The sequence below is a fragment of the Nonomuraea thailandensis genome (genome assembly GCF_024172165.1).
Taxonomy (GTDB): domain Bacteria; phylum Actinomycetota; class Actinomycetes; order Streptosporangiales; family Streptosporangiaceae; genus Nonomuraea; species Nonomuraea thailandensis.
In genome coordinates, this window is the sequence record NZ_JAMZEB010000002.1 from 11,081,309 (window position 1) to 11,100,732 (window position 19,424).

Genomic DNA, 19,424 nt, shown 5'->3' on the forward strand with positions numbered 1-19,424 from the left:
GCCGGTGGTGGGCATGGGGGTCAGGCGGCGTCGAGGGCTTCGGTGATCTTGCGGGCCATGTCGGTCATGGTGGGGCTGGGCTCGCCGGTCTGGGACTGGATGGCGGCGTCGATGGCGACGGTGACGGTGCGGCGGAAGTTGTCGGCTTGGTCGGGGGTGTGCTGCTTGAGCAGGGCGGTGGAGGCGGTCAGGGCGGGCAGGACCTGGTCGGCGAGGGCGGCGACGGTCTTGCCGGACAGGTTCTTGGGGGCCTTGGCCAGGACGTGGCCGATGGCGCCGGTGGCGGAGGTCAGGGCGATGGAGCCGTTGGTGGCGGCCTTGTGGGCGGAGCCGGCGGCGCCGGCGGCGGACATGAGGTAGACGGCGCCCCAGGCGGCGGTGCGGAGGGTGGTCTGGTCCTGCTCGGAGAAGGTGATCGACATGGTGGGTGTGCTCCTTGGGGAGGGTTCCGGTTCGAACGGGCGGGGTGTCGCGCCGTTCATGTGCCTTACGATCACCGACTGCGCTGACACCGCACCGTCACCGTCCTGACGCGGCCACTGACGCGCCACCGCGGAGCCGCTCCGCCCGTGTCACACCGTCGCGGACACCCGGCGGTAGAAGTCGATCTGGTCGGCGACCACGCGTTCGCGCAGCTCCGGGTCGGTGTAGAAGGTGAAGTGAGTCCCGGGGTAGGCACGCAGCTCGCCACGCGGCGCGCGTTCGGCCAGCACCCGGGTGCTCTCCAGCGGCGTCTCCCGGTCCTGGGCCGCGACGCAGACCAGCAGCGGGCAGGCCAGGCGGGCCGCGGCGTCGGCGGGCCGGTAGCGCATCATCCGCAGCAGCCCCCGTGGCGCGACGCTGTTGCGCCACAGCGTCGTCTGCCCGCCGGTCAGGGTCTGGATGTGCTGGTCGGCCTCGGGGGTGGCGGCCACGGCGAGCTCTCCCGGCCGCCCCACCATGGGGATGTAGTACGGGCTCAGGCCCAGCCTGCCCCGCAGCGCGTCCCAGACGATCGCGCCCAGCAGCCGCAGCGTCTCACCGGTCGAGCGGCCCTCGACCTTCTTCGGGAACCCGTTGAACGGGATCTGCGCCACCACGGCGGCGATCCCTGGGTCGTCGGCGGCCACGGTGATGGCGTGCGCGCCGCCCAGCGAGTTGCCCCACAGCAGCACCCGGCCGGGATCGACCCGCTCGTGCCCGCGGGCGAAGGCCACGGCGGCGCGGACGTCGGCGAGCTGGCCGCCGATGTCGGGCAGCTGACGCGGCTCGCCGTCGCTCTCGCCGAAGCCGCGGTAGTCGAAGACCAGCGCGGCGAAGCCCTCGGCGGCGAAGTGCTCGGCGTGGTCGAAGAGCCGGTCCATGGTCCCGCTGAAGCCGTGGCAGAGCACCACGCACGGCGCCGTGCCCGAGCCGGCCGGCAGGTGGAGGTAGCCGGCGCAGCGGATGCCGCCGGCGGTGAAGGACACCTTGGTACGCATACAGATCATCCCCGTGGCCATAGACTTACCAGCGGTAAGCACTCTAGCGAAGAAACTGACCGCAGGTAAGTGAGATCCATGACATCCGAGCGGATCCTGGAGGCGGCGCGAGCGCTGTTCGCCGCCCGCGGCTACCGCGCCACGTCCATGCAGGCGATCGCCGACGAGGTCGGCATCACCAAGGCCGCCCTCTACTACCACTTCGACTCCAAGGAGGAGATCCTTCACCGGCTCACGTTCCCGCTCCTGGACGAATTGGAGGCGGTGCTGGCCCGGGCGGAGTCCTGCGACGGCGCGGAGGAGGTGCGGTGGCGGGCGATCGAGGGCTACGTGGATGTGCACCTGCGGCACCGGCACACGCTCACCATGCTGGTCAGGGACATGACGCTGCTGGTGCAGGCGCCGGTCGCCGACCGCTTCAGGGCCGCGATCGCGCTGGCCAACGACCTGGTGGCCGGCCCCGGCGGCGGGCTGGCGCAGCGGGTGCGGGCCTCGCAGGTGGTGGCGGGGCTGGCCGATCCGGTGGTGCTGTTCCGCGACGAGCCGGCCGAGCGGCTGCGCGGCCTGATCCTGGACGGCGCCAGGGCCCTGCTGGGCGAGCCCGCCGCACCAAGGCCCCGCGGGCGCGCCCGGGGACGCAACGGCGGGCGGCGCGCCGCCCTCACCGGGGACCAGATCGCGCAGGCCCGTTCCCTGCACGCCGAAGGCCTGGCCGCCGAGGAGATCGCCGCCCGCTTCGGCGTCTCCCGGGCGACCGTCTATCGCTATCTCAGAAACCAAATCGAGGCAGAATAGATTCTGAGACTGAGATCAGGAGTCGCTCGTACGCCGGAGGAGGCGCAGGACCGCCGTGCCGGCGAGGTAGGCGATCAGCGCCGGCGTCGGCCACCCGAACAGGGTCGGGCTCGTGCTGGGCAGCAGGCTGTTGCCGAGCAGGCCCGCGATGACGGCGGCGAACCCCGCCACGACCGGCACCACCAGCCACGGCGGCGGGCCCGAGATCCGGCCGGTGCGGCGAACCTCGATCGGTCCCGCGATCGCGACCAGCAGCACGAGCACGAGACCGAGCATGACCAGCAGCGGGAGCCGCCAGGCGAACCAGGCCGCCGAGCCGGCCTCGGAAACGGGCAGCACCCCCGCGGCATGCAGCGCGGCGGCGAGCAGGATCGCGGCGCTGACGTGCCAGAGGAAGATCGTCAGGATCACCGCGTTGACGGCGACCACCGCGATCCACACGCGCGAGACCCGCAGCCACCGCTCGCCCCGCTCACGCAGCAGCAATGCCACCCCGAGCTGGGTGGCGGCCACCCCCAGCAGGGCCAGGCTCGGCGGTGACATGTTGTGCAGCCGCTCCCCGGGCACGTTGATCATGCTGACCGGATAGGGGCCGGCGAGGGTGAGCACCAGCACGAGGCCGGCCCCGCCGCACACCAGCGGCAGCGCCACGCGGGCGCGGGACGGCAACAGGCCGTCCCGCCAGGCGAACCCCATCTGGTGGACGGCCAGCCAGCCGAACAGGAAGTTGCCGTTGCCCCAGAACGGCTCGCCGAGCAGCCGGGCCACGTCCCCCAGGGCGACGAGGCAGACCAGCACCACCGGCACCGCCAGGCCGTAGCGGCGGTGCAGCGCGTACATCACGGGGGTCAGCACGACCACGGCCAGGTACGCGACGAGGAACCACAGCGGGATCGAGGCGAACCACGCCACCAGCCGCACCCGGGCAGGATCGGCGCCGAACAACCGGGCGGCCAGCGCGCCACCGGCCGTGACCAGCACCAGGGCGGTCGTCGGGCGCAGCAACCGGCCGCTCCGGTTCAGCAGCCACCCGGTCGCGTTCCCGCCGCGGCGGCGGACGGCGGCCAGGGACGCCGCGTTGGCGTACCCGCCGACGAGGAAGAAGACCGGCATCACCTGCACCAGCCAGGTGAGGGGATGCGCCCAGGGCAGCTCGGGCAGCGCCGACCGGCCGTTCAGCTCGCCGTCCCGGTCGTAGCCGACCGTCGCCACCAGCCAGTGCCCGAGGACCACGGCGACGATGGAGATCGCCCGGAGCAGGTCGATGAACCGCTCCCGCGACGGCGGCGCCTGCTCGGCGCGCCGCCGGATGCCTCGCAGGACGGTGTACATGCTCGTGATGGCAGGTTCCTACCCGCCCGGGAGCCTCCCGGCCCGGCCCTGGAAAGCTCTTTACCGGGGCCGGGCCAACTGGTTGGGAGCCACCGTCCCGTCCAGCAGGCCGTCGGGAGCCGCGATGATCGGCAACCGCTCCACCACGTCGTCGCCGAGCAGCCCCACCTGGGCGAGCACGGCGGCCTGATCCCAGTAGACGCGCTCGCTGGCGACCGCTGTCCCCTCGAACCCCACGATCCCGATCACCGGGACGCGCACCTGCCTGCCGGTCGCGGGGACGGCGGGCAGGATCCACGGGATCTCGATGTCATGGGTGAAGGTGATCAGCATCTCGTCGACGATGCGGTCGTCCCCCACCGTACGACTCAGCGACTCGATGGACATGTCGGCGGCGTTGCGCCCGACGAACCACTCCCGGTAGAAGTCACGAACCCCTTCGTACCCGGAGCCGCCCATGCCGGTCGGTCATCCTAGGCCGCCTTGGCGGGCTTGTAGACCAGGTACAGGACGCCGGTCGAGAAGGTCTCGGACTTGACGAGCTCCAGGGGGAGGGTGGTGTCGGCCTCGTCGAAGAGTCGTTCGCCCTTGCGGACGGCGATGGGGTGGACGAGCAGGTGGAGTTCGTCGATCAGTCCGGCGTGCAGGAGCTGGCGGACGACGGAGACGGAGCCGCTGATGGCGATGCGGCCGCCGGGTTCGTTCTTCAGTGCGGTGACGGCTTGGATGAGGTCGCCGTGGAGGAGTTCGGAGTTGCGCCAGGTGAAGTGGAGGTTCTGGCGGGAGACGACGATCTTGCGGGCGTCGCCGAGGGTCTTGGCGTAGCCGGCGTCCTCGCCTCCTTCGGCTTCGATGGCGGGCCATGCTCCGGCGAAGCTGTCGTAGGTCTTGCGGCCCAGGAGCAGGGTGTCGGCGGACTGGCTGTCGACGGCGGCGCCCATCTCGTCGTTGAAGTAGGGGAAGTGCCACTCGCCGGGCTCGTCGACGACGCCGTCGAGGGAGATGAACAGGCTGGCGGCGATCGTCCTCATGATGGTCCTCCTGCTGGGCCGTGCGGCCCGGTCGTTGTCCGGTGTGCTCAGAGCTTCCCGCAGCCGGCTTACCGAACTCTTAAGGTCTTCCTCCCGCCTGCCGGGATCGGGCCGTCAGCCGCCCACCAGCGGGATCAGCTTGACGAAGGAGACGACGGGGTCGGCGGTCAGGTCGATCTCGGTGTCCAGATCCTCCAGCTGCCGGTCGCCGACCAGCAGCAGGAAGCCGTTGCGGGCGAACGCCGCCTCGGCGGCGTCGGCCTGCCTCTCCCAGTCCAGCGTGCGCGCGGTGCGCATGCGGTAGCCGTTCAGCTCGGCCTCGGCGTCGGTCGGCTTGACCAGGCCGCGGAAGTGGCGGCCGGGGGAGGCGTTGTGCCGGGCCACCTCCTCGCGTACGCGCAGCCGTACCAGCTCCCTGGCCGAGATCCGCTCGGGCAGGCCGGGCAGGGAGAACTCGGCCAGTGCCCGGCCGGTCGCGCTCTCGTCGCGAAACGTCACTGATGCCATCGGACATCCTGCTTCCTTTGAAGATCAGGTGATGGCGCAATCTATAGCAGCAGCGGACGACAGAACAGCCGTGGTCAGCCGGCCGAGCCCGGGCCCGGCAGCGGGTCGATGTCGCCGGCGTGCATCGGCTCGCCGCAGTGGGCGCAGCGCAGGTCGACCTGGCTGGTCTCGCCGCACGCGTGATGGCGGTAGAGCACCGGCGGCCCGGCCTCGCCCGCGAGCCACCTGTCTCCCCAGCCGGTCATGACCATGAGCAGGTCGACGAGCTCGGTGCCCTTGGTGGTCAGGTGGTACTCGTAGCGGGGCCGGTTGTCGTAGGGGCGGCGCTCCAGCACGCCGTGGCCGATCAGGTGGTTGAGGCGTTCGGTCAGCACCTTGCGGGAGATCCCGAGGTCGGCTTGGAGCTGGTCGAACCGGTTCATGCCGACCCACACGTCGCGCAGGATCAGCGGCGACCAGGGCTCCCCGATCACGTCGAGGGTGCGCGCGATGGAGCAGGCCATCTCCCCGAAGTTCGTGCGTTGCATGCGGGCATTCTAGCAATCGGGGTTCCCTCAGGGAACTCAAAGTGCTACGGTCATGGAGTCTCCTCAAGGAACTCCGAGGGGTCCGCTTCGGTTGTGGCCGGCCCTTCTTTCAGGCGTTCCCCTCGCAAATCCGCCTGCGCCTGGTCGAAGCCGTCCCGGCGCCGGGTGTCACCCACCTCCACCACGAAGTCCGGCTCTGACCCCACTCACCCCCAGGAGAAGAAGATGACGCTCGACCCCGACGTGCGCCACGCCCTCGACAGCACCTCGCTGGCCCACCTCGCCACCGTCCTGCCGGACGGCTCGCCGCACACCGTCCCGCTCTGGGTCGCCACCCACGGCGACCACATCGTCTTCCTCACGGGCCCGCACTCGCGCAAGGCCCGAAACCTCCGGCGCGACCCCCGGGTGGCGCTGTCCTTGACCGCCCCCGGCAATCCGTTCGAGCCCGTCATCGTGCGCGGGCGGGTGGTCGAATGGCTCGAAGGGGACGCGGCCTGGGAGATCATCGACCGGATCTCCAGGAAGTACCTCGGTGAGCCGTACCCGAGGGAGGAGGAGCGGGTCGTCGCCGTCATCGTCCCCGAGCGGCAGACCGTCGGCGTGCGTTGAGACCTCGTGCCGGGATCCCCATCGCCGTCGTACGCGGCCGGCGCTGACTGGCAGTTTGACAATGAGCCTTGTGGCGCCGGGCCCGATCATGCCACCATCTCCTCAACTCTTAAGAAACTTTCCTAAGAGATTTTCTCGAGGAAGGGAGTGTCGGGTGCGACGAAGCCTGACGTCGCTGGCCGCCGCGCTGCTCGCCGCGGGCACGATCTCAGTAACCCTCCCCACGTCGTCCGCCTCGGCCGCGGCCTGCGCGACGGCGTGGACCGCCTCCACCGCCTACCAGGGTGGCGCCGTGGTCTCTTACAACGGCCATAACTGGTCGGCCAAGTGGTGGACGCAGAACGAAGCCCCTGGCAACGCCGGCGTCTGGGCCGATCAGGGCGCCTGCGGGGGCGGGACGACGCCCACCCCGTCCTGCGACCACCCGAACTGGGCGGCCGGGCAGTGGTACGCGGCCGGCAGCATCGTCCGTTACACCGACGGCGGCTACTACATCGCCGTGCACGAGAATCCCGGCTACGACCCGGTGATCTCCCACTGGTACTGGGACCCGTACACCTGCGGCGGGACGACCCCGACCGATCCGCCCAATCCGGGCGGGTTCGTGGTGAGCGAGGCCCAGTTCAACCAGATGTTCCCGAGCCGCAACGCCTTCTACAGCTACAGCGGCCTGAGGGCCGCCATGTCCGCCTACCCCGCGTTCGCGAACACCGGCAGCGACACGATCAGGAAGCAGGAGGCCGCCGCCTTCCTGGCCAACGTCAACCACGAGACGGGCGGCCTCGTCCACATCGTCGAGCAGAACACCGCCAACTACCCGCACTACTGCGACTCCGGCCAGCCCTACGGCTGCCCCGCGGGACAGGCCGCCTACTACGGGCGCGGGCCGATCCAGCTGAGCTGGAACTTCAACTACAAGGCGGCGGGCGACGCCCTCGGCATCAACCTGCTGGCCGACCCGTGGAAGGTGGAGCGCGACTCCGCGGTCGCGTGGAAGACCGCGCTGTGGTACTGGATGACCCAGAACGGCCCGGGAACCATGACCGCGCACAACGCCATGGTCAACAGCCGCGGCTTCGGCGAGACGATCCGCAGCATCAACGGCTCCCTGGAGTGCGGTGGCAGGAACCCCGCCCAGGTCCAGAGCCGCGTGAACGCCTACCAGCGGTTCACCCAGATCCTGGGCGTGAGCCCGGGCGGCAACCTCTCCTGCTGACTTCTGTCCCGAACCGCTTGCGGATGCCGTCCGAAACAGCTAAATCTTAGGAAAGTTTCCTTTTTAATTCTGCGGCCCGTACGAACTCCTCCCACCCCCAGGAGTACGAGATGCGCAAGAGCACGATCGCCGCCACGGTGGCGGCCTCCGGACTGCTGGCCCTGCTGCCGGCGTCCGCCGCCAACGCCCACGGCACCATGTCCAACCCGCCCAGCCGGGTCTACGTCTGCAAGAACGAGGGCCCCGAGACGCCGAAGTCCGCCGCCTGCAAGGCGGCCGTGGCGGCCGGCGGCACGCAGGCCTACTACGACTGGAACGAGGTCTCCCTCCTGGAGGCGGGCGGACGGCACCGCGAGCTCATCCCCGACGGCAAGCTCTGCAGCGCCGGGCGGGAGAAGTACCGCGGCCTCGACCTGCAGCGCGCCGACTGGCCCGCGACCAGGGTGAGCCCCGGCAACTTCACGCTCACCTACCACGCGTCCGCCCCGCACGCCAACAGCAACTTCGAGTTCTACATCACCCGCGAGGGCTGGAACCCGACCATGCCCCTCAAGTGGTCCGACCTGGTCCACATCAAGACGTTCAACGGCCAGAACCCGACGACGTTCACCAACTGGACCATCAACCTCCCGCAGCGCTCCGGCCGCCACATCCTCTACTCGATCTGGCAGCGCGTGGTCGGCAGCAACGAGGCGTTCTACACCTGCTCGGACGTGGACTTCGGCGGCGGCACGTCCACCCCGACCCCCACGCCCACGCCCACTCCGACCCCCACCCCGACGCCGACTCCGACCCCGACGCCGACCGTCACCCAGCCGGGCGGCACCTGGAGCGCGGGCACGGCCTACCGCGTAGGGGACAGGGTGACGTACAACGGGCTGAGCTACGAATGCACGCAGGCGCACACGGCGCTCACCGGCTGGGAGCCGCCGAACGTGGCCGCCCTGTGGAAGCGCGTCTGACGCGATGACGCCGGCTCGGCGGCGACCGGCTCGCCGCCGAGCGCGTGAGGAGGACGACCTCGTGGGAGCAGCCCCATCAGCGCGGTGCCCGGACCGGGCGTTCGACGCGGATGGGGTTGCCGCGTACGAGCTCGTCGTGGATGCGCCGGCGGGCGGTGTCGACGGCCCGCTCCGCCGCCTCGTCGCCGTGCTCGATGCGCTCCCGCAGCAACCGCATGGCGGTGCGGCGGTTCAGGCTGAACTGGCGCTCGGTGTCGACCACGACGACGATCCCCGTGGGCCGGTGGGTGGCCCGCACGGCCGTGCTCGCCTTGTTGCGATGCTGCCCGCCGGGCCCGCCGGTGCGGCAGGCGACCACGTCCACGTCCGCCTCGGCGAACGTCGTGCGCGGCGAGCCGACCTGGCACGGCCGGGCGATGACGTACCAGTTCTTGCGCCCGGCGCCGGCCCGGTACGGGCTGGGAGCCTGCCAGCACAGGGTCCCGGTCCACGAGCCGGCGAACGCCTCGGCGCCCTCGCCCGCGATGCGCACCAGCACCGATCGGAAGGTGCCGGGCCGCTCGCCGGGAACGGTCTCCACCCGACGGGTCTCCAGCTTCAGCCGGGTGGCCTCGCCCTCCAGCCGGTGCAGCAGCCGGGCCAGGGCCCACGCGCACTCCTGCGGGCCGCGCCCCGCCGACAGCAGCAGGTGCACGCTCACGACCGCCCCCTCCTGCGGCGCTGCTCCTTCTGATCAGGCGTCTTGTACGTGACCAGCGGGATCGTCGTGGCCACCGGCGTGGCCAGCTCGTGCCGGACGAGGTCGTCGATCACCTGCTCGATGCGCTTGTACGCCGTCGGCGCCTCCTCGAAGAGCAACTGCCGGTCCCCGCACACCACCAGCGATCCGACCGGGGTGCGGCGCAGCTCCTCGACCGTGTGCTTGGCCTTCCCCCGGCGCAGCGCGTCCGCACGCGACATCTTGCGCCCCGCGCCGTGCGCCACCGAATGACCGGCCTCCGGCCCCGCGTGCCCGGCCACCAGGTAGGAGGGGGTGCCTCGCGTACCGGCGATGAGCACGTCACGGCCGTCACCCGGCGCGGCCCCCTTGCGGTGCAGGTAGACCCCGTCGCGGACCTCCACCAGGTTGTGGCACTGGTCGACGATCGGCTCGGTCGGCTCGAACCCCAGCGCGTGCGCCACCCGCGCGGCCAGCAGCCGCCGGTTGAGCGCCCCCCAGCGGACGGCTTCGTCGTGCACGGCCAGGTAGGCGTCGGGATCAGGGGCGGGGCCCGCGCCGTGGACCTCGGTGTGCGCCCGCAGGATCCGCTCGCCGAGCCCCCGCGAACCGCTGTGGACGATCAGCACCAGGTCGTCGGCGTCCAGCCCGAGCCGGCCGGCGTGGCCAGGCTCGAAGACCGTCCCGATCCGCGCCAGCTCGACGAAGTGGTTGCCCCGCCCGACCGTCCCGAGCCCCTCGACGTAGCCTGCGGGGATCTCGTCCTTCACCACGTCCCAGGCGGGATCGCCGGCGTCCCGCTCAGGGTCCAGCGCACGATCGAGGTCGGGGAACCGCGCGGCGAGCTTCTCCGGCACGGCCCGCCTGAGCTTCACGGGGAACACCGCGATGCCGCAGCCGATGTCGGAGCCCACCAGGAACGGGTACAGGACGGCCGAGGTCATGGCGGCGCCGATGGGGGCGCCCTTGCCGGGGTGCAGGTCCGGCATGGCGGCGACGTGCATCATGCCGTCGAGGGCGGCCACCTGGTGGCACTGCGCGACGGCATCGGACTCGATCCAGCTCGTGGGGGAGGCGAACACGGTGACCGTGGACGCCCGGGAGTGTTGCTGAGACAAGGACGCTCTCTTCGCTGAACAGGAGGTGGGCATGCGGAATCACGGCGGCGAGCAGGTGCTCGAAAGGGGCGGGTGCAGTCCGTCAGCGCATCATGGACACCACGTTCCCGGAGCTCCCCGACCCGGGGCAAATGATTTTCGCCAGGACACCGGCCGGGCCGCAGTCCCGTGACGGGTTCACACGCACCACAGCTCCTCGATCACGGCATCTGCGGGCTCGGCGCCCTCACCGCCCACGGCGCGAACCGTACGAGCCGCGCCCCTCTCTCCCCGGACCCGTGACGCCACCGTCGGTGAAACAGGTCACATCGCCGGCGACGCGTCACCTTCCCAGCCCGCCCGAGCTCTTAGGGGCATGACGAGCAACGAGCCCATGCGGGTGCTGAGAACGCCGGACGAGCGCTTCGCCGGCCTCCCCGGCTACCCCTTCGAGCCGCACTACGCCGAGATCGACTCCGGCGACGGCCACGGCACCGCCCTGCGCGTGCACTACCTCGACGAACGCCCCGCCGAGCGGCCGTCGGGAGAGACCGTCCTCCTCCTGCACGGCGAGCCGACCTGGAGCTACCTCTGGCGCGAGATCATCCCGCCCCTGGTGGCCGCCGGCCACCGGTGCGTCGCGCCGGACCTGGTCGGGTTCGGCCGCTCGGACAAGCCCGCCGACCGCTTCGACTACACCTACCGATCGCACCTCGACTGGCTGCGCGGCCTGCTGTTCGACACGCTCGACCTCGACGGGCTCACGCTCGTCTGCCACGACTGGGGCGGGCTGCTCGGCCTGCGGCTGCTCGCCGAGCACCCCGGCCGCTTCCGCCGTGCCGTCGCCACCAACACGATGTTGCCCGAGGGCGACCAGGACATGGGCCCGTTCTTCCTCTACTGGCTGCAGTCCAGCCAGCGCTCCAACCCGTTCAGCGTGGCCGCCGTCCTGGCGCGCAACCTGCGCGCCGGCGCCGACCCCGCCGTGCTGGCCGCCTACGACGCGCCGTTCCCCGGCGAGCCGTACCTCCAGGGTGCGCGGCAGTTCCCGCTGCTCGTGCCGATCTCGGCCCGGGACGAGGCCGCCGAGGGCAACCGCGCGGCGTGGCGCGTGCTGGAGACGCTCGACCTGCCGTTCCTGTGCGCGTTCGGCGAGCACGATCCGGTGAGCCGCGTCCACGGCGAGCGCATGGCCGAGCGGATCCCCGGCGCGAAGGGACAGCCGCATGTCACGCTCGCCGACGCCGGGCACTTCCTTCAGGAGGACCAGCCCCGGCAACTGGCCGAGACCATCGCGAGCTTCATCGGGAGCACCCCATGACCGAGGGCACCGTCGCACGGCGTGCCACCGTGCCGCGGTTCCTCCCGGCGATGCGGGTCACGGTGATCCTCCAGGCGCTGACCCTGCTGGTCCAGGCGGTCACGGCCGGGACGCTGCTGTCCTCTCCTGACGGCCGGATGCTGCACGGTCTCACGGCGCTGGTCGTCGTGGGCACCGCGGCGGTCCAGCTCCTCGTCGCGATCCTGGTGTGGCGTCCGGGTGGCGGCTCGCCGGGGTTCATCGCCAACAGCGCGTTCATGCTGGTCCTGTCCCTGGCCGCGGCGGCGCTCGGCGACGCCCACGTGCCCGAGCTGCACGTGCCCCTCGGCGTGCTGCTGTTCGGCGGGAGCGTCATGCTGATCATGCGGGCCTGGTCGGGCCGCCCGGGCGAAGGGCGGCGGGGCTCACCTCTTGCGTGAGCTCCGCCGCCGCTCTCGCCTAGAACCAGATGTTGATGAGGACGTACATGTGCTTCACCTCCTCGCGTCACTGGCCCGGCCGACACGCACAAGAGAGACGCCGGCCCGGAGAAGTGACGCGATGAGAGGCGGATCACATCGCTCGTACGGTGCGGACCGCCCTCAAGCGCCTGGCCGGACTTCGTCGCCGACCTTCAGCTCGCCGAGGTTCCCGGGGATCAGGCGGATGCCGAACCAGGACGCACCGTCCCAGCGGCGGTGCTTGGCCAGGGTTCTCAGGGGCTCCTTGCCGCCGGCCTGGGTGACCGGGTCCCAGGTGGTGGCGGCGCAGCGGTCGCAGAGCTCCGAGACGCGGAAACCGATCTCACCGATGCGGACCGACGTCCAGGAGTCCTCCGCGAAGGGCTCCCCGCCGTCGACGATGAAGTTGGGACGGAAGCGGGCGACGTCGAGGGGATCCGGGGGGAGCTCCTGGCGAGCCATGGCGCCTTCGGCGATCCAGTCCTCCAGCCGGCTCAGCGAGCTCAGGGAGACCAGGTGGAAGGCGGCGTCCCAGGCGAAGGTGAGCGCCTCGGGTTCCTCCGCGGCGGTGCGGCGCCGCGGGTCGTCCTGCCAGACGAGGCGGGCCGGCCTGCCGAGCAGCCGGGTGAACCATTCATGGGCGTCGTCGTCGGCGAGGACGCCCCGGCCGAAGTTGGCGAAACTCACGGGAACCGTGTCGCCGGTGGCCGGGGGAACCTTGAGCTCGCCCATGCCGCTCGCCGACAGCAGGAGGTGGCCGTCGGACGTTTCGGCGGCCGAGACCGAGAGGAGCTGGGGGTGTTCGCCTACCCAGATCAGTTCTCCCCGCGGGTCCACCACGGCCCAGCGGCGGTCGCCTTCCAGACCCCACGGGAGGATTCGGGCGGATGCGCGGGAGATGCCTTGGGTGGACTTGATGGGATACGTGCGGATCTCCGCTAGTTCCATTGGGCCAGGATAAGAGAAAGCGCTCTCCTGGGATATGGGAGCCGCAGGTCGAAGCCGCGTTCACCAGTCAGCTGCAAGCCTCGCGGTCTACGCTCGCCCCCATGCGAAAAGTGAGCGTGGCGCTGACGGCCCTGCTGGTCCTGACCGGGTGCACGCAGCAGCCCGGCGAAGGCGGGCTGCTGGACGCGATGGCCACCGTCTCGGCGCAGGGCCCCGCCGCCGCGTACTTCGAGTACGGCGAGCCGGGCTGGTGGCGCGACCTCGGCGTCAAGGCCGGCTCCGGCGAGGCCCGCCGCTGGTTACCCGCGGTGAGCTCCGGCCTCGGCCCTCTGGCTGCCGCCGCGGAGGCCCTGCCCAAGGCCACGGGCATGACCCCGGCGGCCGGCCGGCGGGCGATCTCGATCGGCGTGCCTCCGCAGCAGGCGCTCCGGTGGGACGGCGACGTCGAAGCGGACACCGTACGGACGAAGCTGACCACCCTCGGCGCCAAGCCCCGCCGGTTCGGGGAGCACGAAGGGCTCTCCTTCGCGCCCGGCAACGAGATCGACCTGTCCCGCATGATCGTCCCAGGCGTGACGAACCAGCTCAACCAGGTGGTCACCACCGACACCCTGGTGGCGGCGGCCTCGGCCCCCGAGCCGCTCGCGGCCGTGCTCGGCGGCGAGTCCACGCTGGCCGACAACCCGCCGCACGCCGCCATGGCCGCCTGCCTCGGCGACGTCGCCGCGGCCACCATCATGGCCCCCTCCCGACCCGGCGCCGTCACGCTGTACGGCGTGGGGCTGCGCCGACCGGCCGGCCTGACCGATCGGCCGGTCAACGTCATCTGCGTGGTGCCTGCCGCCTCCTCCGCCACCGACGTCGAACGCGCGCTGACGACCCGCCTCACTCCCTCGGGAAACACGCGCGATGGCGGGACGTACGGGAAGTACGCCCCGGAGATCGTGCACGATCGGATCAGCTCGGACGACCACACCGCGCTGAGGGCCGTTCTGACGTTGAGCGACACCACGAACGTGATGTTCGCCAACCAGATGTTGTACCGGGGAGAACTCGAAACCCTGACCGGACCGTCCCGTTGAGAAGTTCAGCCGGACATGCCCAGTCGAGGCGTTGCTCGGACCAGGCTCCGGCTTCGGCGACCCAGCCCGCGGTCAGGACGAGGTGGCTTCGGCGGTCGGCCGTGAGGAATCCGAAGGGACGGCTGAAGTCGATCTCACCTGTGCCCATGACGCGGAGCATGGTCATCGACAGCACGGCTCGGGTCGCCTCGGGCGCGGTGGCGGCGTCGATCCCGAGGGCGTCCTGCAACTCGCCGCGCCCTCGTCCCTCGGCGGCCGATGCCAGATGAGCCAGCAGCGGCCAGGCGCCCGCGCCGGCCGTCACGACCGCGCCTCCGGGCCCCGCCAGGGCGGTGTCCGGCCTGCCTATGCCGCGACCGGAAGATCGCCCTACACTGGCCGACCGTGGACTGGATCGAGCGGGTCGCCGAGATCCGACGCTGGAGCCGGGGCGGCGAGCGCGCCCCGCACAAGCCGCTCCTCCTGCTCTACGCCCTGGGCCACTTCCAGCGGAACGGCAACGGCCCCATCCCGTTCAGCGCCGCCGAGGCCGAGCTGAGGAAACTGCTCAAGGAGTACGGCCCGCCGCGTGACACCAGCCCCGGCTACCCGTTCCATCACCTGACGAACGACGGCCTGTGGCTGGTCGACACCCGCCACGGCCCCGGCAGCCCGGGCCCGGAGCTGGGCCGCCTGCGCGAGAGCCGGGCCGCCGGCCGGCTGCATCCCGACCTGGCCCGTGCGCTGGCGGAGGAGCCCGGTCTGCTGGGGCGGATGGCCCGCTACCTTCTGGACGCCAACTTCGCGCCGTCCCTGCACGCCGACCTGTGCCTGCTGGCCGGCCTGGACCTGGAGACGCTGGAAACCATCACGGAGACGAAGAAGCAGCGCGACCGGCGCTTCCGTGACCGGGTGCTCATGGCGTACGAGTACTGCTGCGCGTTCTGCGCCTACGACGGCTGGCTGGACGGCGTGGCAGTGGGCCTGGATGCCGCGCACGTGCGCTGGTGGGCCTTCGACGGGCCCGACGACGTGGCGAACGGGCTGTGCCTGTGCGCGATCCACCACAAACTGTTCGACAAGGGCGTCCTCGGGCTGACCGCGGAGCGCGCCATCACCGTCTCGGCCAGGTTCGTCGGCCGCTCGCAGTCAGCCAGGGACATGGTGCTCTCCTTGGCGGGCCGGCCCGCTCGACCTCCCCAGCCCGGACTGGACGCGGTCGAACAGGATCACATCGACTGGCACAGCCACCAGGTGTTCCGCACGCCCGCCCGCGGCTGAGGCCGAGCGACAGCGCCCGCAGCGTCGCCAGGCCCCTTGCGTCCGGCGCGCTCCCGGCCCGGCTTCTCTCGCCGAACGCGACTCCGGTCGCAGTGATCAGCGGCGTCCTCGGCCCGATCGCACTCGGCGGCCGAGCCAGGGACGCTCACATGAAAGCCCAGGCCAATCGGCCCGGGCCTTCGATCGAGGGGGCCTGTTTACGGAATGGCGAGGGCGTACATCCGCACGCCGCCGACCGTGACAGTGGTGCAGTAGTACTCCGGACCCCCGCTGTTGGCGGCGCTGTTGCACGCCTTCGCGCCGGCGGTGGTGTACGAGTACCACCTGAGGATCGTCTGCGCCGAGGCGGGCGCCGGCGCGAGGGTGACGGCCATGGCGGCGGCGGCGATGGCGGTCGACATCCCGAGAGACAAACGCCTGATCGCGGTCTTCATACGCCAATCCTTTCCAGGAACGGTGTCTCGGCCGCAGGGAATGCCGCGTTCATTCGGCCCTCCGTCTGCGGGATTACGGTCCGACCTTATGTAGCGGGCGCCCGATTTCCGCCTGTTTTCCGCCCTGCCCCTGGCCCGGCGGTGATGGCCAGGGGTGCCGAGTCTGGTGATCGTCCGCGAAGTACACTCGTCCGCAGTCAGACGCGGAAGGGGCTGGGAACCGCTGATGGAGAGTGGCGACGGCACCGCGCCGGCGGTCTTGTTCCGCCTCCTCGGCCCCGTCCAGCTGCAGGCGGGGGCCGAGCGGATCACCTTCTCGGGCAACCAGGGAGCCGTTCTCGCGGCGTTGCTGCTCCACGCCGATCGGGTGGTCTCGACCCAGCGGCTGGCGGAGGCGGTCTGGGACCGGCCCTGGCACAGCGCCTCGGCCTCCAGGGTCAGGACGCTGATCTCCGAGGTACGCCGGGCCTGCGCCGCTCTGGGCGCCGACGTCATCCACACCCAGCGGCCGGGCTACGTCCTGAAGCCGGCCGCCGCCACGACCGACCTCTCCTGCTTCAACTCCCAGGCGGCGCTGGCCCGCGAGGCCGTGACCGCCGGCCGGTACGAAGAGGCGCTGGGCCACTATGACGACGCGCTGAGCTGGTGGCAGGGTGCCCCGCTCGGCGGGATCCGCAGCTCGTTCGCCCAGGCGCGGGCCGACTGGCTGGAAGGGCTGAGACTCGACGCGCTGGAGGAGCGGCTGTCCGTGTTGCTGGCGCTGGGCAGGAACACCGACGTGGTCACGGAGGCGCGCGTCCTGGCCGGCGAGGCCCCGCTCAGGGAACGCCTGCACGGGCACCTCATGGAGGCGCTGCACGAGAGCGGCCGGCGCAGCGAGGCCCTGGAGGTGTACCGGCAGTTCAGGAACCGGACGGTCGAGGAGCTGGGGCTGGAGCCCACGAACGAGATCCGGCAGGTGCAGCAGCGGATCCTCCGGTCCGACGAGATCCGGCAGGCGCAGCAACGGATCCTCCGGTCTGACCCGCCCCCGCGGCAGCGGCCGGACGCGCACCGGACGTCCCTGCCCGTGCCCGTCCAGCTCCCCGCCCCGCCCGCATCGTTCACGAGCAGGGAACGCGAGCTGAGCGAGCTCGACCGGCACCTGACCTCTGGAACGGACGACGTCGGCGTCGCGGTGATCAGCGGGCCCGGCGGCATCGGCAAGACCTGGCTGGCACTCCACTGGGCGCACCGGCACCGCGACCGCTACCCGGACGGGCAGTTGTACGCGAACCTCCGCGGCTTCGACGACATCCAGGAGCCGGTGCAGCCGGCCACCGTCCTGCGCCACTTCCTGGGAGCGCTGGGCGTGCCTCCCGAGATCATCCCGGCGGACCAGGAGGCGCAGGCCGCGTTGTACCGGTCCGTCCTGGCGGAGCGCCGGCTGCTCATCGTCCTGGACAACGCCAGGGACAGCGCCCAGGTGACTCCGCTCATCCCCGGAAGGCCGGGCTGCGCCGTACTGGTCACCAGCCGGAACCGCCTCGTGAGCCTGAACGCCACCCACTCCGCCGGGCTGCTGGAGGTCGGCGCCTTCACCGACGAGGAGGCCCGCCGGCTGCTCTCCCGCCACTTCGGCCCCGAGACCATGGCCGCGGACCCCGCCTCCGTCGCCGTGCTGCTGGAGCACAGTGGCGGCCTGCCTCTGGCCCTCGGAGTGCTGGCCGCCCGCGCCGTCGCGCAGCCCGGCTTTCCCCTGGCCGTCCTCGCGCAAGAGCTGCTCGACCCCGCGACCAGGCTGGACGCCCTCCAGACCGGCGATCCGGGCGCCGGCCTGCGCGCCGTGTTCGCCTCCTCGTACGCGGCGTTGCATCAGCCCGCCGCCCGCCTCTTCCTCTTACTGGGAACGGTCCCCGGCCCTGAGATCGGCCTGCCTGCCGCGTCCGCCCTCGCGGGGCTCCCGCCCGCCGAGACCCGCACCCACCTCTCCACGCTCGAGACCGCCAACCTCGTCCGGCAGCTCACGCCCGGCCGCTACCGGATGCACGACCTCGTCCGGCTGTACGCCGCCGAACGGGCCGAAGCCGACCTTCCCGCCGACGTTCGGCAACAGGCCCTGATACGCCTGGTCGAGGCGTACACCGCCATGGCCTTCACCACGGACCGGGCGCTCTTCCCGCACCGCCCGTCCATCACGGTCGCCCCCTGGGAGGGGAACCTGCCGGAGCCCGAGGACACCGCCACCGCGATGACCTGGTTCGAGACCGAGCTGCCATGCCTGCTGGCCGCCCAGCTCCTGGCCTCCGGGCTGGGCCTGGACACGGCGGCCTGGCAGCTCGCGTGGAGCACGAACTCCTTCCTGCTACGCCGCTCCTACAACCGGGAGCGGCTCGACTCCTGGAAGATCGCGCTCGCGTCCGCGCGGCGGCTCGACGACCCGCACACGACCGCCGTAGTCCTCTGGCACACGGGGTACGCCCACGCGGCCGCCGGCGATCACGAGGCGGCGATCCACCATCTTGACCAGGCCCTGGCGTTGTTCGAGAACCTGCGGGACCGCTCCCGGCTGGCCCAGGTGCACCACACGCTCGGGTGGGTGTGGAGCAGCCATGGGCAGTTGCGGCACGGGCTCGGCCACGCGCAGGCGGCGCTCCTGCTCCAGCGAGAGGCGGGCGACCCCATCTGGGAGGCCAACGCCCTCAGCGCCCTGGGCTGGATCCACCTGCAACTCGGCGATCACTCGGCGGCGAGCTCCGCGTGCGAGCAGGCCCTCGCGCTCTTCCGCCGCCACCAGGACCGTGGCGGTGAGGCGGCCACGCTGGACAGTCTCGGCATGCTGGCCCTGCGTGAGGGGGAGCATGCGCGTGCGCTGGAGTACTACGGACAGTCCGCCGATCTCCGCAAGGGCACCGGCAACGCCTATCAGGGCGCCGACACGCTGGTGGGACTTGGGGACGCTCACCGCGCGCTGGGGAACGAGCCGGAGGCCAGGGCGGCCTGGTCGGAGGCGCTGGATCTGTACGGTTCCCAGCATCGCCTGGCCGAGGTGGAGCGGGTGAAGGAGAAACTGAGCCGGATCCCATGGTCGACGGCTGCTGATCTCCCCTGACGCAGACCCGGCAGCCGACAGGGGCTGCGACAGCTTCGCCGGAGCATGGCCCGCCATCGAAGCCGAAGGAGGCGAGGACGCCGGCTACGCCAAGACCCTCGGCGACGCCCGCAAGATCGTCGTCTCCCGCCAGAACCTCCACTTCACCTGGCGCAACTCCGAACTCCTCCACGGCGACCTCATCCAAGCCGTCACCGCACTGAAGAACGAACCCGGCGGCCGCATCGCCATCAGCGGCTCCGTCTCCGTCATCCGCCAACTCCTGCACGCCGGACTGATCGACGAACTCCACCTGCTCGTCCACCCCATCGCCGTACGCAAGGGCGAACGCCTCTTCGACCGCCGTCGAGGGAGATGAACAGGCTGGCGGCGATCGTCCCCATGGTGGTCCTCCTGCTGGGCCGTGCGGCCCGGTCGTTGTCCGGTGTGCTCACAGCTTCGCGGACCCGGCTCAAGGCCCTCCTCCCACCGCCCTTGCGGGCACGGTGAGGCACAATCCAGCGATCGACTCCGCTGCCCTGGCCACCGTCATCTCGCCCCACACCAGGGGCCGATCACATCCGGCCCGGTCGCCTCGTGGCCAGGCCGACG

Annotated in this window: 21 protein-coding genes; 10 read left to right on the forward strand and 11 right to left on the reverse strand. The window is 71.4% G+C overall.

Annotation, left to right across the window (positions count from 1 at the left end):
* Positions 1 to 20: 20 nt before the first annotated feature.
* Complete coding sequence (locus HD597_RS55475) at positions 21 to 422, reverse strand: hypothetical protein (protein ID WP_253753251.1); 402 nt, start codon at positions 420 to 422, stop codon at positions 21 to 23.
* Positions 423 to 572: 150 nt separating this feature from the next.
* Positions 573 to 1,460 carry an alpha/beta hydrolase gene (locus HD597_RS55480; protein WP_253756317.1) on the reverse strand — a complete coding sequence of 296 codons (888 nt, stop codon included), beginning with the start codon at positions 1,458 to 1,460 and terminating at the stop codon, positions 573 to 575.
* Positions 1,461 to 1,538: 78 nt separating this feature from the next.
* On the opposite strand from HD597_RS55480, the gene HD597_RS55485 reads away from it, so the two are divergent.
* Entirely contained in the window at positions 1,539 to 2,255 is a 717-nt protein-coding gene (locus tag HD597_RS55485) for a TetR family transcriptional regulator (RefSeq protein ID WP_253756319.1), read from the forward strand.
* A gap of 15 nt (positions 2,256 to 2,270) precedes the next feature.
* On the opposite strand, the gene HD597_RS55490 is transcribed toward HD597_RS55485, so the two are convergent.
* The 5 genes from HD597_RS55490 to HD597_RS55510 form a co-directional block, all read right to left on the reverse strand.
* The gene (locus HD597_RS55490; protein ID WP_253756321.1) at positions 2,271 to 3,587 is read right to left on the reverse strand and encodes an acyltransferase family protein; all 1,317 of its coding nucleotides are present in this window, start codon (positions 3,585 to 3,587) and stop codon (positions 2,271 to 2,273) included.
* Between the two features lie 60 nt (positions 3,588 to 3,647).
* Complete coding sequence (locus tag HD597_RS55495; protein WP_253756323.1) at positions 3,648 to 4,046, reverse strand: nuclear transport factor 2 family protein; 399 nt, start codon at positions 4,044 to 4,046, stop codon at positions 3,648 to 3,650.
* 14 nt (positions 4,047 to 4,060) lie between these two features.
* Positions 4,061 to 4,618, reverse strand: coding sequence for a dihydrofolate reductase family protein (locus tag HD597_RS55500; RefSeq protein ID WP_253756325.1), 558 nt, complete (start codon positions 4,616 to 4,618; stop codon positions 4,061 to 4,063).
* Between the two features lie 114 nt (positions 4,619 to 4,732).
* Positions 4,733 to 5,125, reverse strand: a complete 393-nt coding sequence (locus tag HD597_RS55505; RefSeq protein ID WP_253756327.1) for a hypothetical protein — start codon at positions 5,123 to 5,125, stop codon at positions 4,733 to 4,735.
* Positions 5,126 to 5,199: 74 nt separating this feature from the next.
* Positions 5,200 to 5,652 carry a winged helix-turn-helix transcriptional regulator gene (locus HD597_RS55510; RefSeq protein WP_253739536.1) on the reverse strand — a complete coding sequence of 151 codons (453 nt, stop codon included), beginning with the start codon at positions 5,650 to 5,652 and terminating at the stop codon, positions 5,200 to 5,202.
* 225 nt (positions 5,653 to 5,877) lie between these two features.
* Here HD597_RS55510 and HD597_RS55515 point away from each other — a divergent pair, with 225 nt between their 5' ends.
* The 3 genes from HD597_RS55515 (at position 5,878) to HD597_RS55525 (ending at position 8,442) form a co-directional block, all read left to right on the forward strand.
* Positions 5,878 to 6,264, forward strand: coding sequence for a PPOX class F420-dependent oxidoreductase (locus tag HD597_RS55515; protein WP_253756329.1), 387 nt, complete (start codon positions 5,878 to 5,880; stop codon positions 6,262 to 6,264).
* Between the two features lie 154 nt (positions 6,265 to 6,418).
* Positions 6,419 to 7,480 (forward strand): glycoside hydrolase family 19 protein, encoded by a 1,062-nt coding sequence (locus HD597_RS55520; RefSeq protein ID WP_253756331.1) that lies wholly within the window; start codon positions 6,419 to 6,421, stop codon positions 7,478 to 7,480.
* Between the two features lie 110 nt (positions 7,481 to 7,590).
* Positions 7,591 to 8,442, forward strand: a complete 852-nt coding sequence (locus tag HD597_RS55525; protein WP_253756333.1) for a lytic polysaccharide monooxygenase auxiliary activity family 9 protein — start codon at positions 7,591 to 7,593, stop codon at positions 8,440 to 8,442.
* Positions 8,443 to 8,518: 76 nt separating this feature from the next.
* Here the strand turns inward: HD597_RS55525 and prfH are convergent, their stop codons facing one another.
* Entirely contained in the window at positions 8,519 to 9,142 is a 624-nt protein-coding gene (gene prfH / locus HD597_RS55530; RefSeq protein WP_253756335.1) for a peptide chain release factor H, read from the reverse strand.
* On the reverse strand, positions 9,139 to 10,278 hold the full coding sequence (locus HD597_RS55535; protein ID WP_253756337.1) for an RNA ligase RtcB family protein: 1,140 nt from the start codon (positions 10,276 to 10,278) through the stop codon (positions 9,139 to 9,141). The genes prfH and HD597_RS55535 overlap by 4 nt, the downstream gene beginning before the upstream one ends.
* 355 nt (positions 10,279 to 10,633) lie before the next feature.
* On the opposite strand from HD597_RS55535, the gene HD597_RS55540 reads away from it, so the two are divergent.
* Together HD597_RS55540 and HD597_RS55545 are read left to right on the forward strand one after the other, a co-directional pair.
* On the forward strand, positions 10,634 to 11,578 hold the full coding sequence (locus tag HD597_RS55540; protein WP_253756340.1) for a haloalkane dehalogenase: 945 nt from the start codon (positions 10,634 to 10,636) through the stop codon (positions 11,576 to 11,578).
* Positions 11,575 to 11,997, forward strand: a complete 423-nt coding sequence (locus tag HD597_RS55545; protein ID WP_253756342.1) for a hypothetical protein — start codon at positions 11,575 to 11,577, stop codon at positions 11,995 to 11,997. The genes HD597_RS55540 and HD597_RS55545 overlap by 4 nt, the downstream gene beginning before the upstream one ends.
* Positions 11,998 to 12,159: 162 nt before the next feature.
* Here HD597_RS55545 and HD597_RS55550 read toward each other — a convergent pair whose 3' ends face one another.
* Positions 12,160 to 12,966, reverse strand: coding sequence for an MOSC domain-containing protein (locus tag HD597_RS55550; protein WP_253756343.1), 807 nt, complete (start codon positions 12,964 to 12,966; stop codon positions 12,160 to 12,162).
* A gap of 101 nt (positions 12,967 to 13,067) precedes the next feature.
* Between HD597_RS55550 and HD597_RS55555 the strand changes: the two genes are divergently transcribed.
* Together HD597_RS55555 and HD597_RS55560 are read left to right on the forward strand one after the other, a co-directional pair.
* A complete protein-coding gene (locus HD597_RS55555) occupies positions 13,068 to 14,048 on the forward strand; it encodes a hypothetical protein (RefSeq protein WP_253756346.1) in 981 nt (326 codons plus the stop codon).
* A 384-nt stretch (positions 14,049 to 14,432) separates the two neighbouring features.
* Positions 14,433 to 15,308, forward strand: coding sequence for a phosphorothioated DNA-binding restriction endonuclease (locus HD597_RS55560; protein ID WP_253756348.1), 876 nt, complete (start codon positions 14,433 to 14,435; stop codon positions 15,306 to 15,308).
* A 197-nt stretch (positions 15,309 to 15,505) separates the two neighbouring features.
* On the opposite strand, the gene HD597_RS55565 is transcribed toward HD597_RS55560, so the two are convergent.
* The gene (locus HD597_RS55565; RefSeq protein WP_253756350.1) at positions 15,506 to 15,742 is read right to left on the reverse strand and encodes a hypothetical protein; all 237 of its coding nucleotides are present in this window, start codon (positions 15,740 to 15,742) and stop codon (positions 15,506 to 15,508) included.
* Between the two features lie 226 nt (positions 15,743 to 15,968).
* On the opposite strand from HD597_RS55565, the gene HD597_RS55570 reads away from it, so the two are divergent.
* Both HD597_RS55570 and HD597_RS55575 read left to right on the forward strand, forming a co-directional pair.
* The gene (locus tag HD597_RS55570; protein ID WP_253756352.1) at positions 15,969 to 18,833 is read left to right on the forward strand and encodes an AfsR/SARP family transcriptional regulator; all 2,865 of its coding nucleotides are present in this window, start codon (positions 15,969 to 15,971) and stop codon (positions 18,831 to 18,833) included.
* Between the two features lie 115 nt (positions 18,834 to 18,948).
* Positions 18,949 to 19,191 (forward strand): dihydrofolate reductase family protein, encoded by a 243-nt coding sequence (locus HD597_RS55575; RefSeq protein WP_345694371.1) that lies wholly within the window; start codon positions 18,949 to 18,951, stop codon positions 19,189 to 19,191.
* The last annotated feature ends 233 nt before the right edge of the window (positions 19,192 to 19,424 follow it).

Bases quoted from the DNA above. Each gene is read 5' to 3' on its own strand.
- HD597_RS55475 (WP_253753251.1), bottom strand. From the start codon at position 422: ATGTCGATCACCTTCTCCGAGCAGGACCAGACCACCCTCCGCACCGCC.
- HD597_RS55480 (WP_253756317.1), bottom strand. From the start codon at position 1,460: ATGCGTACCAAGGTGTCCTTCACCGCCGGCGGCATCCGCTGCGCCGGC.
- HD597_RS55485 (WP_253756319.1), top strand. From the start codon at position 1,539: ATGACATCCGAGCGGATCCTGGAGGCGGCGCGAGCGCTGTTCGCCGCC.
- HD597_RS55490 (WP_253756321.1), bottom strand. From the start codon at position 3,587: ATGTACACCGTCCTGCGAGGCATCCGGCGGCGCGCCGAGCAGGCGCCG.
- HD597_RS55495 (WP_253756323.1), bottom strand. From the start codon at position 4,046: ATGGGCGGCTCCGGGTACGAAGGGGTTCGTGACTTCTACCGGGAGTGG.
- HD597_RS55500 (WP_253756325.1), bottom strand. From the start codon at position 4,618: ATGAGGACGATCGCCGCCAGCCTGTTCATCTCCCTCGACGGCGTCGTC.
- HD597_RS55505 (WP_253756327.1), bottom strand. From the start codon at position 5,125: ATGGCATCAGTGACGTTTCGCGACGAGAGCGCGACCGGCCGGGCACTG.
- HD597_RS55510 (WP_253739536.1), bottom strand. From the start codon at position 5,652: ATGCAACGCACGAACTTCGGGGAGATGGCCTGCTCCATCGCGCGCACC.
- HD597_RS55515 (WP_253756329.1), top strand. From the start codon at position 5,878: ATGACGCTCGACCCCGACGTGCGCCACGCCCTCGACAGCACCTCGCTG.
- HD597_RS55525 (WP_253756333.1), top strand. From the start codon at position 7,591: ATGCGCAAGAGCACGATCGCCGCCACGGTGGCGGCCTCCGGACTGCTG.
- HD597_RS55540 (WP_253756340.1), top strand. From the start codon at position 10,634: ATGACGAGCAACGAGCCCATGCGGGTGCTGAGAACGCCGGACGAGCGC.
- HD597_RS55545 (WP_253756342.1), top strand. From the start codon at position 11,575: ATGACCGAGGGCACCGTCGCACGGCGTGCCACCGTGCCGCGGTTCCTC.
- HD597_RS55550 (WP_253756343.1), bottom strand. From the start codon at position 12,966: ATGGAACTAGCGGAGATCCGCACGTATCCCATCAAGTCCACCCAAGGC.
- HD597_RS55555 (WP_253756346.1), top strand. From the start codon at position 13,068: ATGCGAAAAGTGAGCGTGGCGCTGACGGCCCTGCTGGTCCTGACCGGG.
- HD597_RS55565 (WP_253756350.1), bottom strand. From the start codon at position 15,742: ATGAAGACCGCGATCAGGCGTTTGTCTCTCGGGATGTCGACCGCCATC.
- HD597_RS55570 (WP_253756352.1), top strand. From the start codon at position 15,969: ATGGAGAGTGGCGACGGCACCGCGCCGGCGGTCTTGTTCCGCCTCCTC.